Source organism: Actinoplanes sp. URMC 104 (genome assembly GCF_051386375.1).
In the GTDB taxonomy this organism is placed as follows: Bacteria; Actinomycetota; Actinomycetes; order Mycobacteriales; family Micromonosporaceae; genus Actinoplanes.
Map to the genome: position 1 here is coordinate 1,789,574 of NZ_JBPQTO010000002.1, position 14,785 is coordinate 1,804,358.

Below are 14,785 nucleotides of genomic sequence, written 5' to 3' on the forward strand. Positions count from 1 at the left end.
AGGTGTTGTACCAGCCGATTCTCGCGTATCCCGGTCAAGCGGCGCAGGCACACCCCCCGGATCAGTTTCCGGGCACCTGCTCGGCCAGCTCGAGCCAGGCCTCCTCGACCTCGGCGCGTTCCTGCTGGACGGCCTTGAGCTGCGCGTCCAGTTCCATGATCTTGTCGTAGTCGCTGCCGTGCTCTGCCAGTTTCTCATTGATCTTGGCTTCGCGCTCCTCGAGCTTGCCGAGTTGGCGCTCGAGGCGGGTCAGGTCCTTGCGCGCCTGGCGGAGGTCGCCCGCGGACAGGCCGGGAGTTTCCGGGCGTACGGCCGGAGCCTGCGCCACCGTGCCGCCGGAACGCGAGGTCGCGCGCGCGAGATATTCGTCGACGCCGCCGGGCAGGTGCACGAGCCGGCCGTCGCCGAACATCCCGTACGCCGTGTCGGTGACCCGCTCGACCAGGTACCGGTCGTGGCTGGCGACGATCATCGTGCCCGGCCAGGAGTCGAGCAGGTCCTCCAGCGCGGCGAGGGTGTCGGTGTCGAGGTCGTTGGTGGGCTCGTCGAGCAGCAGCACGTTGGGCTCGGCGGCCAGCAGGCGAAGCAGCTGCAGCCGGCGCCGCTCGCCACCGGACAGGTCGCTGACCGGGGTCCAGATGCGCTTGTCGGTGAATCCGAACACCTCGGCGAGCTGACCGGCGGACAGCTCGCGGTCGCCCAGTTTCACCCGTTTCGCGACCTCTTCGACGGCCTCGAGCAGCCGCAGGTCGCCGGGCAGCTCCTTGAGCTCCTGCGACAGGAACGCGGCGCGCACGGTCGAGCCGGTGACCAGGCGCCCGCCGTCGGGCCGGGTGATGCCGGCGAGCAGGCGCAGCAGGGTGGTCTTGCCGGCCCCGTTGGCGCCGAGGATCGCGAACCGGTCGCCGGGGCCGACCTGCCAGGTGAGGCCCTCGAGGATCGTCTCGTCGCCGGCGTGCAGCGTCACGTCGTCGAGCTCGTAGACCTGCTTGCCCAGCCGCGAGGTGGCCAGCCGCTGGAGGCTGACCTTGTCGCGGACCGGCGGCACGTCGGCGATCAGCGCGTTCGCGGCGTCGATGCGGAACTGCGGTTTCGACGTACGGGCCGGTGGGCCGCGGCGCAGCCAGGCGATCTCCTTGCGCAGCAGGTTCTGCCGGCGGGCCTCGACGACCGCGGCCACCCGCTGCCGCTCGGCCCGGGAGAGGATCCAGGCCGCGTAGCCGCCCTCGTACGCGTGCACCTCCTCGTCGACGACCTCCCAGGTCGCGGTGCACACCGCGTCGAGGAACCAGCGGTCGTGGGTGACGACGACCAGGGCGCCGCGGCGGGTGAGCAGGTGGTGGGCCAGCCAGTCGACACCGGCCACGTCGAGGTGGTTGGTGGGCTCGTCGAGGATCAGCAGGTCGCTCTCGCGCACCAGCAGCGCGGCGAGCGCGACGCGGCGCCGCTCGCCACCGGACATCGGCCCGACCGGCGTCTCGAGGCCCAGGTAGCCCATGCCGAGCCCGTCGAGGATGGCGCGCACCCCGGCGTCGCCGGCCCACTCGTGCTCGGCACCCATGCCCTGCGCCAGCCACGCGGTGCCGAGCACGACGTCCCGTACGGTGGCCTCGGCGGCCAGGTCGAGCGTCTGCGGCAGCGTGGCGACGCGCAGGTCGCGACGGTGGGTGACGCGGCCGGAGTCGGGCTCCTCGCTCTTGGCGAGCAGCCGCAGAAGGGTCGACTTGCCGGCGCCGTTGAGGCCGACGATGCCGATGCGGGCGTCGTCGTCGAGCCCGAGAGAGACGTCGGTGAGCAGCTGACCGGCGGCGCCGTAGCCCTTGCTGACCCGGTCCAGGTTGATGATGTTCGCCACGATGCTTCTAGGTTACCCGCGCTCCCGGCATCGGCCCCCGGGCGGTGACCGCCTCCCGGCACACCCCCGCCGCGTTGAGCCCGGCCGCGACGCGCCCGGCGTGCGCGGCGTCGGTGGCCAGGAACACACAGGTGGGCCCCGATCCGGAGACCAGCCCCGCGACGGCGCCCGCCTCGCTGCCCGCCTTGAGCACGTCGGCCAGCTCGGGCCGCAGCGCGAGCGCCGCGGGCTGCAGGTCGTTGCCGAGCGCCGCGCCGAGCACCTCGGGGTCGCGCTGGCGCAGCGCGGCCATCAGCTCGTCGGGCTCGCCGAGCGCCTTGGGCGGCCACCCGCTGTCGCGCAGCTCGTCGAGCTTGCGGTAGACGTGCGGGGTCGACAGGCCGCCGTCGGCCAGCGCGACCACCCAGTGCCAGGTGGTGGGGCGGGCCAGTATGGGGCTGACCGCCTCGCCGTGCCCGGTGCCCAGCGCGGTGCCGCCGTGCAGCAGGAACGGCACGTCGGAGCCGAGCGTGGCGCCCACCTCGGCGAGCTCCTCGCGGGACAGGCCGGTGCCCCACAGCAGGTCGCAGGCGATCAGCGTGGCCGCCGCGTCGGCGCTGCCGCCCGCCAGCCCGCCGGCGAGCGGGATCGTCTTGCGCAGGTGCAGCCGGGCGTACGCCGGCACCCGCGTGCGCGCCGCCAGAGCCCGCGCCGCCCGGATGATCAGGTTGGTCTCGTCGAGCGCGAGCGTGCCCGCCCCCTCGCCCTCCATGGTCAGCGTCAGCGTGTCGCCGGCGCGGGCGGTCAGCTCGTCGAACAGGCTGATCGCGTGGTAGACCGTGTTCAGCTCGTGGAACCCGTCCGCCCGCAGCGGCCCGACCCCGAGGTGAAGGTTGATCTTGGCGGGCACCCGCACCCGGACCGGCCCGTGATGCCGGCGCGGCTCGTCGTCGTCCGGTCCCCAGGCCTCGGTCACGGAGTGCTGTCCCCGATCTGCAGCTCGATGCCGGACGGCCCGCCGCGCCGCGACACCTCGTCGGAATCGCCCGCGGGCCCCTGTCGCTCCGGGCCGGGCGTCCCCATGACCAGGGCCTGCGCCTCGGCAGTCATGAGTCCACCTCCTCGTGCTCGCCTTCGATCGCGCTGAGCTTACCGCCGGAAGGCGACACTTTCGCCGCTGCCGCGATCGCCGCGAACTGCTCCACGGTGAGCGACTCCCCCCGGGCCTGCGGGCTGACCCCGGCGGCCACCAGCAGCTTCTCCGCCCGGCCGGCGCCACCGGCCCAGCCCGCCAGCGCCGCGCGCAGCGTCTTGCGGCGCTGGGCGAAGGCCGCGTCGACCACGGCGAAGACGTCCCGGCGGTCCACGCCCGCGGGCGGGGTGCGGCGGGCGAACGCGACCAGCCCGGAGTCCACATTGGGCACCGGCCAGAACACGGCGGGTGGCACCTTGCCGGCCGGGCGGGCGTCGGCGTACCAGGCCAGCTTCACGGACGGAACCCCGTACACCTTGGAACCCGGACCCGCCACCAGCCGGTCGGCGACCTCCTTCTGCACCATCACCAAGCCTCCGCGCAGCGAGGGCAGCTCGGCGAGCAGGTGCAGCACCACGGGCACGGCCACGTTGTAGGGCAGGTTCGCCACCAGCATCGTCGGCGCCGGGTCGAAGTCGGCGCCGCGGACCTGCATCGCGTCGGCGTTGTGCACCCTCAGGTGGGCGGCCGGGACCGTCCCGGGCAGCGCCGCCGCCAGCCGCGGGTCGATCTCGACGGCGTGCACGTGCCGCACCGCGCCGACCAGCCCCAGCGTCAGCGAGCCCAGCCCCGGACCCACCTCGAGCGCCACGTCGCCCGCGACCAGCCCCGCCGCCGCGACGATGCGCCTGATCGTGTTGGGGTCGTGCAGGAAGTTCTGGCCGAGCTTCTTCGTGGGGGCCACGCCGAGCCGGGCCGCCAGCTCCCGGATCTCCGCCGGGCCGAGGAGTGCTTCAGCCATGGGTTCAAAGCCTAGACGGGGTAGAAACGAGCGCATGACCGAGTTGCTGGTGTTGCGGGCCGTGGTGGAGGCGCCGCCCGACGAGGTGGCCGGTCTGCTGCTCGACGTACGGCCCGGAGGCCGCTCGCCGATCGCGGCCCGGGGCACGGTCGAGGAGACCGACATCGGCGACGAGTTCGTGGTGGTGCTCGACGGCAGCCGGCTGGCGGTGACCGTCGACCGCGCCGCCCGCACCGTCACCCAGCAGGGCGAGTGGTGGTATCGCGGAGAGCACTCCGTGGAGCCCGACCAGCGCGGCTGCGTGGTGATCCACCGCATCCTCAACGTGGCGGCGACCGCGGGATGGGCGGTCCGGTTCGTCTCGCGCGCCGTCGTGCGGAACGCACCCGCCAGGTTCGCCGCCGACGTGCACCACCTCGCCCGCACCCTCGGCGTCACGTTTTGGCTAGCCGAATAAGCCCTCCCCGCCCACCCAGGGGGCTGGCCCGAAAATACGCCGCCGCAAGTCGCGATCTTGCGTTGTCCACAGGGTGACGTTTGTGATTCGGCAGACAGCAGCCTGGGATCCGGCCAGGCGCAAGGCGCGGTCGGGGCGGCGGCGGCCGGCGTCGTCGGCAGAGGGGCTCGACGCGGGGTTGCGGCTGGCGCCGTGGGGCAAAGGCCGAACGCGAGATGCGCCCGGCCGCCGTGGGGCAAAGGCCGAACGCGGGATGCACCCGGCCGCCGCGGGCTAAGGCCGAACGCGGGATGCACCCGGCCGCCCTGGAGCCAGCGCGCGCAGCGGAGCCCGACGCCGGATCGCGCCCGGCCACCGCGGGGCCGGCGCCCGGAGAAGGGCCCAACGCGGGATCCGGCCCCCGCGAGGGCTAGCGCCAGGGGCCGAAGACCCGCTCGCCGTTGGCGGAGATCGCGGCGCACAGCTCGTCCACGTCATCACCGCGGGTGGTGGCCAGCGCGCGCACGGTCAGCGGGATCAGGTACGACGCGTTGGGCCGGCCACGGTGCGGCACGGGGGTCAGGTAGGGCGCGTCGGTCTCGACCATGATCTGCGCGGCGGGGGTGAGCGCCGCCGCCTCGCGAAGGTTGCCGGCGCTGGCGAAGGTCACCGTGCCGGCGAAGCTGAGGTGGAAGCCCCGGCGTACGCACTCGGTTGCGAACGCCGCGTCGCCGGAGAAACAGTGCATGACGACCGTGTCGGGGGCGCCCTCGTCGTCGAGCACGCGCAGGACGTCCTGGTGGGCGTCGCGGTCGTGGATGATCAGCGCCTTGCCGTGCCGCTTGGCGATGGCGATGTGCGCGCGGAAGCTCTCCTCCTGCGCAGCGCGCCCTTCCTCACCCGTACGGAAGGTGTCCAGGCCCGTCTCGCCGATGCCGCGCACCCGGGGCTGCGCGGCGAGCGCCTCGATGGCCCGCAGCGACTCGTCCAGATCGGACAGGAGTGGGGCCTCGTTGGGGTGCAGAGCCACGGTGGCCAGCACGGACGGGTGCCGGGCGGCCAGCTCCGCGCCCCAGCGTGAGGACGGCTCGTCGACCCCCACCTGCACGATCCGGTCGACGCCCGCCTTCGCCGCGGCGGCGATCAGCGCCTCGACGTCGTAGCCGCTGCCCTCCTGGACGGTCAGGTCGAGGTGGGTGTGGCTGTCGAAGACTTCGACGGCCAGCGGGTCGGGCGGTGCGGGGAACTCGCCGGCCCGCCGGGCGGCCTTCTCGCGGCGGGACTGCGAAGGTGACGTTGCCATGTGAGACATTCTGCACTTCGACCCCGTGGACACCGTTCGTTCATCCGAAGTCCACCGCTGTTGTCTACCTTGCGACCGTGACCGTGACCGGCGAGGACAGCGTGATCGACGTCGATCCGCTGGAGCCACCGCTCTGCGCTCCGCTGCGGCGCGACCTCGGCTGGGCGCAGGTGCAGCGGATGAGCCAGTCCGCCGGTCACCGCGACGATCCGGTCCTGCGGCAGATCCGGGCGACGGCGGCCGTACGCCGGGGGACGCGCATGACGAAGGTACTCTCCGCGGCGCAGGTCTCCGGGCACCTGGGCGGCTGGCTCCCGTACGGCTTCTGTTACCGCGCGTGCGACATCGCGCACCTGCACGACCCGCAGGAGCTGGCGCTGCTCGGCACCGACGGCGCGGTCTCCGCCGAGGTGGCGTACGCGTTGCGCTGGCGCGCGGTCGACCCGCTCGACTACGAGGTGCCCGGCGGGCCGGCCCAGCCGGGGCTGGCGACGCTGCAGGCGCACAACCGGGTCGGCGCGATGATCCTGGGCACCGGCTTCACGCCCAGCACCGACGACCTCGTCCCGGAGTTCGTCACCGCCGGTTTCGCCGACCTGCCGATGCCCGCGAACGCGCAGCTCATCGCGTACGTGCCGGGCGGCGAGGAGGTCATCCTCTACACCTACCAGCCGGAGCAGCACGGCTGGCTGCGGCTGGCCGGCCCGCGGTGGCGCGGCCTGCTCGACACCCTGCCCGGGGTCACTCCCGACCGCGAGTACGTGCCCTGCACGACGCCCGGCTCGGCGAAACTGGTCGGGCAGATCAGGGACAGGGAGTACGAGGCCGTCGCAGACCCGCCGGAGGAGTTCCGCGTACGGGCGCTGACCCGCGCGGCGCGCTACCCGGTGTCCACGCTGAGCCGCCGGGCCGAGCAGGCGCTGTGGCGCGGCGTCCCGTGCTGGGTGCTGCAGCGCGACGACGCCTGGGCGCGGCTACGGCTCGTCCGGCCCGACAACGACGCGCTCGCGGCCACGGGCGCGCGCTGCTACGAGCGCGGCGTCTACGAGAGCTGGGCCCCGGTCGGCGAGCTGGCGGACCACCACATCGCCGACATCCCGTACGTGCTCTGACCGCTAGCGGCGACGGTCGAGGACGTACATCCCGTCCTCGCCGCGGCGGAAGTCCTCGCGCCAGTCGTCCGGGACGCTCTGCTCGAACAGCGGCGCCGACAGCACCAGCAGGTCGGGCACCGGGCCGAGCGCGACCGGGCCGTACCGCATGAACCGCTCCCAGTCGTAGTCGACCGAGTTGCCTGCATGGTCGAGGATCAAGCCGATCGTATCGTCCGGCTGCTTGGCGACCCGGCGCAGGAGGACTTCGGCGAGCCGGTCCCGCAGATCCAGCGGTTGCCCGTCGAGAAAGTACGTCTGCGTCTCACCCTCGACGGGATTCGGCTCGAACAACGAGACCAGGGCTCCCCCGCCCTCCCACCATTTGACGTTGAGCGGCGCCAGTGCCAGCCCGATCAGCCGGGCGGTCTCGTCGACCGGCATCGGAACATTGTCGCCCTCGATGTTGAGCAGGATCGCCGTGCCGAGCGTCTCGTTGACGATCGACAGGCCGGCCGCCCGCAGGTCCTCGGCCAGCGCGAAGAACTCCTCCGCGCTGGTGCGGGACGACCGGAACCAGGACAGGAACGCGTCGGACATCAGTCGCAGTCCTTGTCGGGAATCTCGACGTCCACGTCGAACGAGAACACGTTCCCTTCACCGAACCACTTCTTGGCCAGCTTGATAGCCGCCTCCGGCGTGTCTTTGTCGAAATAATAGATCGCCCGTACGCCGTCACGATCTGCCGCGGCCTTGGCGACCTTCAACTTGTCACCCAGACGCGAAGGGCTGGCCGCCTTACCGGGTCCGCCGACGAAGACGTACTCCCCGTTCGGCCCACGAACGTCGAGGCCCGTGCTCCCGATCTGATCCACGACAAGGGGGATGTCGTTGCCCTTGTCGTCCTTGGCGATCGAGCCGCCGAGCAGCTTGGCGATGTACTCCTCACGCCGGTCGCCGATCGAGTTCCCGCTGTTGCCGCCGGGACTCGCCGCCGCCGCGCGCGCCGACGCGACCCGCACCTTCGGGGCGCCCGGGATCGGGCACGACTTCGCCCGCTGCCGCTGCTTCGCCTTCTCCAGCAGGTCGTCGGCCTTCTTGCCGGCCCCACGGGTGCGTGTGAAGAACTTGAGGATCTTGGCGCCGAACTTGCCCAGGTCCCACAGGAACCCGCTGAGCCGCTTCGCCGGGATGAAGTCGGACGCGGCGTACAGACAGGTCAGAACGTCACCGGTACGGATGCAGTCCTCGATGCCCTGGATGCCGCTCAGGTCCTTGAGCAGCTGCGGCGCCTCGGCCCGCAGGAAGTCCCAGAAGCTCTCGGCCGCCTCGCTGCGCGCCTTGAGCAGCTCCTCGCGCTCCTGCGGCGTCAACTCGTCGAGCAGGTCCTCGTCGACCGGCCCGGGGTTCTCGACGGCGTCCGCGTACGCGTCGGCGGCCGCGTCGCGGTCCCGCTGACGTTCCGCGGCCTCGGCACGCTCCGCGGCCTGCTGGGCGGCCACCGCATGCTCCAAGGCCTTGCTCGCCGCGGTCGCCGCGCTGTCCGCGTACCGCTGCGCGCTGGCCGCCGAGTCCGCCGCGGCAGCCGCGTCGGCTTCCGCGCCGTCCGCGGCTCCCCGGGCGGCGGCAGCGTCCGCCTCGGCCGCGGAGGCCGCCGCACCGGCGGCGTCGGCGTCCCGCTGCGCCTCGGCGGCGCTGCGGCCGGCGATCGCCGCATCGTTCGCGGCCTCGTTGGCCGCCTGCCGGGCCGCGACGGCGTCCGCGCGGGCCTGGGCGTCGGCCCGCGCCGCGCTCGCCGCGGCCTCCCGGGCGGCGGCGCCGTCGGCTGCGGCGCGAGCGGCCGCCGCCTTGGCCTCGGCCGCGGACCGCGCGGCGTCGGCTGCCGACCGGGCGGCCTGGGCGGCTGCCTCGAAGGCGGGCTTGACCTCGGCGTTGGCGCGGTTGGCCGCGGCCTCGGCGAGCGCCGCGGCGGCGATCGCCTCGTCGGCGCGGCGCTGCGCGGCCGCGGCCTGCTCGGCGCCGATGACCTTGGCCTCGGCCACCACGTCGGCGACGAAGTCGGCGTCCAGGTCCGCGCCGGCGAACGGGCTCACCATGGCGAGCGCGGTGTTGTGCGGCTCGGCGATGCCGGCCGACGACTGGGCCGCGGCGGTCGCCGCCGCCACCGCGATCTCCGCCTGCGCCGCTGCCGCCACCGCCTCAGTGGTGGCGGCCTCCGCCTCGGCCTGCGTACGGTTCGCCGCCCACAGCGCCTGCACCGCCTCGTCGGCGGCCCGGCCGGCCAGGTCCACCGCCTTGCTCGCGGCCTCGGCCGCACGCACCTCCTGCACGGTGGCCTCGGCGGCCTTCGCGTCCGCCCGCACCCGGGCGGCGTGGGTGGCCTTGGCCGACGCCTCGGCACGGTCCGCGGCGGCATCCGCGGCTACCGCCGCGGCGCGTGCCTGCTCGGCCGCGGCCCAGGCGCGCTCGGCCGCCTGCTCCGCCCGCCCGGCCGCGCCGCGGGCGTTAGCGGCGGCGCCGGTGGCGGTGTTGGCCGCCGCCCGCGACGAGCGCGCGGCGGTGCTCGCCACGCCCGCCTGGCTCTCGGCCTCGTCGGCCTGCGCCTGCGCCTCCGCCCGCGCGGCGTCGCTGTCGGCCGCAGCGACCGCGGCCCGCGTCGCCTGCGCGCGGGCCTTCGCGGCCCGCTCGTCCTGCTCGGCCTGCGCGGCCGCGTCCCGCGCCCGGCGGGCGTTGCCCTCCTCGACCCACGCCTTGCTCGAGGCCGCGCCCGCGGCGGTGTCGGCGTCCTCGGCACGCTGCCGGGCGCCGGCCGCGACCCCGGCGTGGAACTCGGCGTTCGACCGGGCCGCCCGGGCCGCGGCCGCCTGCCGCTCGGCCTCCGCCCGGTGCGTGGCGGCGTTGGCGCGTTCCCGCTCCGCGACCTGCCGGGCGGCCTTGGCTTCCGCCGCCTTGGTCTCCGCGACCTGGCGATGCTGACGGGTCTTCTCGGCCTCGGCCCACGCCTTGGCCTCGGCGGCCTCTGCCTGCTGACGGGCGGCGGCGGTCCGGGCCGCGGCGGTCTTGGCCGCGTCCGCCTGCTTCTTCGCCGCCGTCGCCAGCTTCGCCGCGGCCGCCGCGTGCTCCTGGGCGTGCTTGCGCCACTGCGCGGCCTGCTTAGCGTGCGCCTCGGCCTGCGCCTGCGCGCCCTGGGCGTTGTTCGTCGCGATGGTCGCGTCGATCGCGTGCTGCGCGGTGGTGGCCGCACCGACCGCCGCGGTCGACGCCTCGCTCATGCCCTGCGCGATCAGGGACCACTCGGCGCCGTACGTCAGCCCCGTCTCGATCAGGACGTCGGCTTGCGTGGCCGCAATCGTCGCGGCGACGCGGGCCTGTTCCGAGGCGCGGCCGGCGTTCTCGACGAACGACGCCGTCTGCGATTTCGCCGCGTTCAGCTCGGCCGACTTCGACGCCGCGGTGCCGGGGCGGGCCAGGACCCGTTCGGCGTGGCGCGCCGCGTTCGCCGCGCCGGCCATGTCCTTGGCCGTGCGCTGCAGGGCCCGTACGCCGTCGCCGTGCGCGCGCAGCAGCAAGGTCCGCGCCTCGGACGCCCGCTTGGCGCGCTTGGCCAGGTCGGACAGCTCCTCGGCGGCCTTGTTGCGCGCCTCGAGGTCCTTGAGGTACTGCTCCCGGGCGGCCGCGTCGGCCCGCGCCGCGGCGAGGTAGCCGGTCGCCCAGAAAGCGGCCACCGCCGCGTCGTCACCGGCCAGCGCGGCCTGCGCGGCGGCCCGCACCTGCGACTCCGTCGGAGCCGCGGCGACCAGCATGGTCAGCCGTGCCCGCAGCTGCTCACGGCGGGCCTGCTCGTTCTTGGCCACCTGCTCGTCGCGCGCTCGCGCGATGTCCGCCCCGTAGGCCAGGAAGGCGTCCCGGTCGCTGTCGGTCCCCTTGAGAACCCGCTCGACCTCGACGTTGAAATATCCGCCCGGCACGCCCGTGCCCGCCATCGCCTTGATCTTCGCGAGGTTGGCCGCGGCGGTCTCCTTGCGCCGCTGGGCGGCCTCGGCCTTGAGCTTCGGCTGGGTGACCGTGAGGAAGGTCCGGATGGACTGGTCGTCGCCGGTCAGGGCGACGACCGCGGCCGCCCGCACGGTCGGCTCCTCGTGCAGCGCGGCGATGTCCTCGACCAGCTTCCACAGCCGCGGGTCGAGCGGCTTCACACCGGTCTTGCCGTCCCACTCCTCGGTGATCAACGGCGGGATCGTGAGGTCGGCGCCGACCGGCTCGGCGCGCGACGGCGGCGCCGCCGGAGCCGCGACGGCCGGCGGCACGGACAGTCCCGTACCGATCAGCATCGCGGCTAACGACGCCATCGCGAGCGTCCGCATTCGACTCTGCATCGTCACCGGCGACATCCGTTCAGCACGAGGCAGGGCGCCGCCGCGACAACGGGGCCCTGCAGGGGTTCGGGAAGAGGGGACTTCGATCACGATCAACGTAGGCCGCGATCTAAACACGATGGCCACCGACGCGTCTGCCCCGTCCGCCGGGCACGGATGTGGCTTCGATCACCCGCTGCGCCCCCTGGGACACCGGCGTGTGATCTACGCTGTGCCCGCGACCCCGGATCCGCGGTCGTGAATGTCATGCATCACGGGGGATCAATGTCCATACGCATGGGCGCGGCGTCAGCCGCGCTCCTCGCCGGCGTGCTCGCGGTGAGCGCCGCCGTGCCCGCCACTCTCGCAATGCCACAACCGGCGGCCGCGGCGGCCCTCTACTCCGCCGAGGACGACCTGTTCTTCGTCCGCTGGCTGTCCACCGACGACCCGCGCCAGGTCGTGCGGGTCGCCGCCCGCCTCGCGCTCACCAGTTCCGCCCAGGAGCGTGCCGTCGCGCAGTTCCTGACGTCCGGTTACGACTCGGCGGTCGCTCGCGCCGCCGCCACCCGGGCCCGCAACCTCGACTTCGCCCAGCGGGTCCTGGCCGCCACCGTGCAGCGGGTCTCGCCCGAGGTGTACGCGGCCGCCCTGCACGCGGTGAACGGCACCGACGCCGACCGCGCGAGCTTCGTGCGCACCGGATATGCCGGCGCCAAGGAGCGGGACCGTGCCGCCCGGGCGGCCGATGGCGCCCAGGCCCGGGCGCTGCTGCAGGCCGACCGCGACTTCGTCACCGCGCTGCGCGACACCGATCCGGGTGAGCAGGTGCGCGCCGCCGCGGCCTGGGCGACCCGACCCGGCGCCACGGACGACGACATCGTGGACTTCTTCGCGTACGGCTGGATCGACGGCGCCTCGCTCGACCTCGAGGTCCACCGGATGCGGCTGGCCGACAACGAGGTCCGGTGGCGCCGGACGGTGAGCCGGCTGCTGACCGAGGCGCAGGCGGCCGAGCTCGCCGCGAACGGCACCGCCGGGGAAGCCGCCGAGCAGGCTCGCGCCGCGGCGGCCCGCGCCTGGCAGGCCGTCGGGGAACAGACGTCCCCCGGCCGTACGGCATGGGCCGGCGCCGAGGCCGTGGCCCGCGAACAGGCCGAGAACTGGCGTCTGGTCGCCGCCGCGGCCGCCGCCGCGGAGAGCCCCAACTGGACCCCGGTCGTCGCGCCGGCGGAGGGCAACAGCCAGGCGTGGGCCGCCCAGGCCACGGCCGCGACCGAGCAGGCGCGCTTCTGGCAGGCGCTGCTCCAGCAGGCCCGCGACGGCGAGCTCCGGATGACGACCACCACCGCCTGACACATCTCCCAGCTCGAACCAACCGGCGGCCGTCAACGGCCGTCCGGTCGATGCTGCCCACCCTCAGAAAAGGACGAGACACCCGATGAGAACTCCCAGACGTGCGGCGCGCGGCCTGCTGGCCGCGGCGGCCGCGGTGACCGTGACGGTCGGGCTGCTGCCCGGCCAAGCGGTCGCCACACCGATCACCACCGGCCTGCTGGCCGCCGACGACGACCCGCTGCCCGAAGCCACCGCCGACGAGAAGTACGACGCCGCGGTGCTCGTGGGGGCGGGCGACGACCTGGCGATGATCGAGCTGAAGGACTGCGACTTCGTCCACGAGATCGCCATCCGGCCGGGGGCCGGCGCTGAGATCGTGCGGACCGCGAACAAGGCTTTCACCGACGCGAACGCGAGCGGCGGCTCGCCGTCGATCTGCACGCTCTACATCAGACAGGGCATCCTCGAGGCGAACAAGCAGGACCAGGAGAACGAGAAGAACGAGGTAGCCGCGCGCAAGGCCCGCGAAGCGGCCGCGGCCGCGATCGGCCTCGAGGCCACGCCGGCCGTGCTCGGCATGAGCAACTTCGAGTTCGTGGCGCAGGTCGCCGTCCGCTCGGAACCGGGTCACGTCAAGACCCAGGCCCAGGACGCCGTCAAGGCCAACGACCCGGACGGGCTGCACGAGTTCATCACCAAGGGCATCTTCGAGGCGCGTCAGCAGGACGTCACCGACAAGGTGCTCGCGGACGAGACGACGACCCAAGCGCAGAAGCAGGCGGCGATCTGGCGCGGCGTCAAGGCCAACGCGATCGCTCAGGTCGGCGTCGTCGCCACCGACGAACTGCTCGTCCTCGACGACTTCCAGTTCACCTTCAAGCTCATGAACCGCGCTGAGCCTGGCTCCGAGGTCGCCGCCGCGGCGAACGCTGCGCTGGACTCCGACGACCCCGCGAAGGTCAAGGCGTTCCTCCAGACCGGCGTCTACACGGCGAGCGCGCTGGACCGCGCGAAGGCGATGGCGAAGCAGGCCGAGGCGAACCGGGACACGGTCCGGCTCATCAAAGCCAAGGCGGAGGCCAGCCTGGTGCAGCCGACGCTGGTGGCCGCGGCCACCGCCGCGCTGGACGGCAGCGACGAGGCAGTCGGCAAGTTCCTGCGCGACGGTCAGTACGCGGCGACGATCCAGACGCTGCGCACCACCGTCACCGGCCGGACCGGCTGGTACGTGCGCGCCTCGCCGGCGAACACCTCCGTCGCGTTCGAGGGCACCGGCGACAACAAGTCGCTCACCGACGCCCAGTGGGACGTCGTCGCCGGGCTCGACGACGCGGCCTGCACCTCGTTCGAGTCGATCGCCCACCCCGGTTACTACCTGCGGGAGTCGGGCAACGGCGTGAAGCTGTCGGCCAACGACGGCAGCGCGGCCCTCAAGACCTCGGCCACCTGGTGCGCGACGGCCGGCAAGTCCGGGTCCAATGTGTCGCTGGAGTCCAAGAGCAAGCCGGGCCGGTTCCTGCGGCACTTCGGCACCCAGCTCGTGGCGGCGCAGATCGGCGTGCTCGGCGACTACGACCACCCGTGCAACTACGAGGCCGACTCCACGTGGAAGTTCGCCGGACCCGACGCGCCGGCGCTGACCGACAAGGGCGCCGGCGAGAAGTGCGGCGACCTCGGGGCGGTCTCCTCCGCCACCTCTCGTGACCTGCTCATGCAGGCCGGTGACGACGCCATGGTCTACAGCCAGCTGTCCGGCACGAAGCTCACCCCGGCCACCGGGCCCTCGCTGGCCCCGTGGACCAACATGGGCGAATTTGCCGTGGGCTCGATGGCCCTGGTCAGGAGCGCGGTGGCCGTCGAGCGCACCACGGGCAAGCTGTGGCAGTACGACCGCAGCGGCGCGACTCCGCCGGCGCCCCGGAAGGCGATCGGGGCCGGCACCAACTGGAACCAGATGCGCGAGCTGACGATCGGCAACTACTGCACTCCCAGCGGGCGGACCATCCGTGGCGACCTGGTGGCCGTGGAGCGCTCCACCGGCAAGCTGTGGTGCTACAACAGCCTGACTTCCGCCACGCCGACGCGCCAGCAGATCGGCACCGGCTGGAACACCATCCGCGCCATCGCCGGCGGCGAGTTCAGCAGCGCGAACACCGACAACAGCGACCTGATCGCGCTGCACCAGAACGGCAACGCCTTCCTCTACCCCGCCAACGGAACCGGCGGCTTCGACCAGCGCATCCAGATCATCAACGACTGGTCGAACTACGTGAACCTCGTCGGCGGACAGTTCGACGGCTCGGGCGGCGACGACGTCATCGCGATCGACCGAGCCGGCCGGAAGTGGCTGCACGCCAACGTGAACGGCAACTTCAGCGCCCGGGTCGAGCTCACCAACTGACGCACCGGCGACTTCTGAAAGGACGAATTCCCC

11 protein-coding genes are annotated in these 14,785 nt (G+C 73.5%); 4 read left to right on the forward strand and 7 right to left on the reverse strand.

What is annotated here, in order from left to right; translation table 11 throughout:
• Positions 1-61: 61 nt before the first annotated feature.
• From ACSNN8_RS09365 to rsmA, 4 genes are read right to left on the reverse strand one after another with little or no spacing between them, the layout of a single operon-like run.
• Entirely contained in the window at positions 62-1,855 is a 1,794-nt protein-coding gene (locus ACSNN8_RS09365) for an ABC-F family ATP-binding cassette domain-containing protein (protein WP_436648251.1), read from the reverse strand.
• A gap of 7 nt (positions 1,856-1,862) precedes the next feature.
• The gene (locus tag ACSNN8_RS09370) at positions 1,863-2,810 is read right to left on the reverse strand and encodes a 4-(cytidine 5'-diphospho)-2-C-methyl-D-erythritol kinase (protein WP_436648252.1); all 948 of its coding nucleotides are present in this window, start codon (positions 2,808-2,810) and stop codon (positions 1,863-1,865) included.
• The gene (locus tag ACSNN8_RS09375) at positions 2,807-2,944 is read right to left on the reverse strand and encodes a hypothetical protein (RefSeq protein WP_436648253.1); all 138 of its coding nucleotides are present in this window, start codon (positions 2,942-2,944) and stop codon (positions 2,807-2,809) included. The genes ACSNN8_RS09370 and ACSNN8_RS09375 overlap by 4 nt, the downstream gene beginning before the upstream one ends.
• Positions 2,941-3,828, reverse strand: a complete 888-nt coding sequence (gene rsmA, locus ACSNN8_RS09380; RefSeq protein WP_436648254.1) for a 16S rRNA (adenine(1518)-N(6)/adenine(1519)-N(6))-dimethyltransferase RsmA — start codon at positions 3,826-3,828, stop codon at positions 2,941-2,943. The genes ACSNN8_RS09375 and rsmA overlap by 4 nt, the downstream gene beginning before the upstream one ends.
• A gap of 34 nt (positions 3,829-3,862) precedes the next feature.
• On the opposite strand from rsmA, the gene ACSNN8_RS09385 reads away from it, so the two are divergent.
• On the forward strand, positions 3,863-4,285 hold the full coding sequence (locus tag ACSNN8_RS09385) for a hypothetical protein (protein ID WP_436648255.1): 423 nt from the start codon (positions 3,863-3,865) through the stop codon (positions 4,283-4,285).
• A gap of 409 nt (positions 4,286-4,694) precedes the next feature.
• Here the strand turns inward: ACSNN8_RS09385 and ACSNN8_RS09390 are convergent, their stop codons facing one another.
• Positions 4,695-5,576, reverse strand: a complete 882-nt coding sequence (locus tag ACSNN8_RS09390) for a TatD family hydrolase (RefSeq protein ID WP_436648256.1) — start codon at positions 5,574-5,576, stop codon at positions 4,695-4,697.
• A gap of 68 nt (positions 5,577-5,644) precedes the next feature.
• Between ACSNN8_RS09390 and ACSNN8_RS09395 the strand changes: the two genes are divergently transcribed.
• Complete coding sequence (locus tag ACSNN8_RS09395; RefSeq protein WP_436648257.1) at positions 5,645-6,679, forward strand: hypothetical protein; 1,035 nt, start codon at positions 5,645-5,647, stop codon at positions 6,677-6,679.
• Between the two features lie 3 nt (positions 6,680-6,682).
• Here ACSNN8_RS09395 and ACSNN8_RS09400 read toward each other — a convergent pair whose 3' ends face one another.
• Together ACSNN8_RS09400 and ACSNN8_RS09405 are read right to left on the reverse strand one after the other, a co-directional pair.
• Positions 6,683-7,258: a hypothetical protein gene (locus ACSNN8_RS09400; protein ID WP_436648258.1), complete on the reverse strand. Its 576-nt coding sequence runs from the start codon at positions 7,256-7,258 to the stop codon at positions 6,683-6,685.
• Positions 7,258-11,007 (reverse strand): hypothetical protein, encoded by a 3,750-nt coding sequence (locus tag ACSNN8_RS09405; RefSeq protein ID WP_436648259.1) that lies wholly within the window; start codon positions 11,005-11,007, stop codon positions 7,258-7,260. The genes ACSNN8_RS09400 and ACSNN8_RS09405 overlap by 1 nt, the downstream gene beginning before the upstream one ends.
• Positions 11,008-11,298: 291 nt before the next feature.
• Here ACSNN8_RS09405 and ACSNN8_RS09410 point away from each other — a divergent pair, with 291 nt between their 5' ends.
• The gene (locus tag ACSNN8_RS09410) at positions 11,299-12,369 is read left to right on the forward strand and encodes a hypothetical protein (protein WP_436648260.1); all 1,071 of its coding nucleotides are present in this window, start codon (positions 11,299-11,301) and stop codon (positions 12,367-12,369) included.
• Between the two features lie 85 nt (positions 12,370-12,454).
• Positions 12,455-14,752 (forward strand): AbfB domain-containing protein, encoded by a 2,298-nt coding sequence (locus tag ACSNN8_RS09415; RefSeq protein ID WP_436648261.1) that lies wholly within the window; start codon positions 12,455-12,457, stop codon positions 14,750-14,752.
• Positions 14,753-14,785 lie beyond the last annotated feature (33 nt).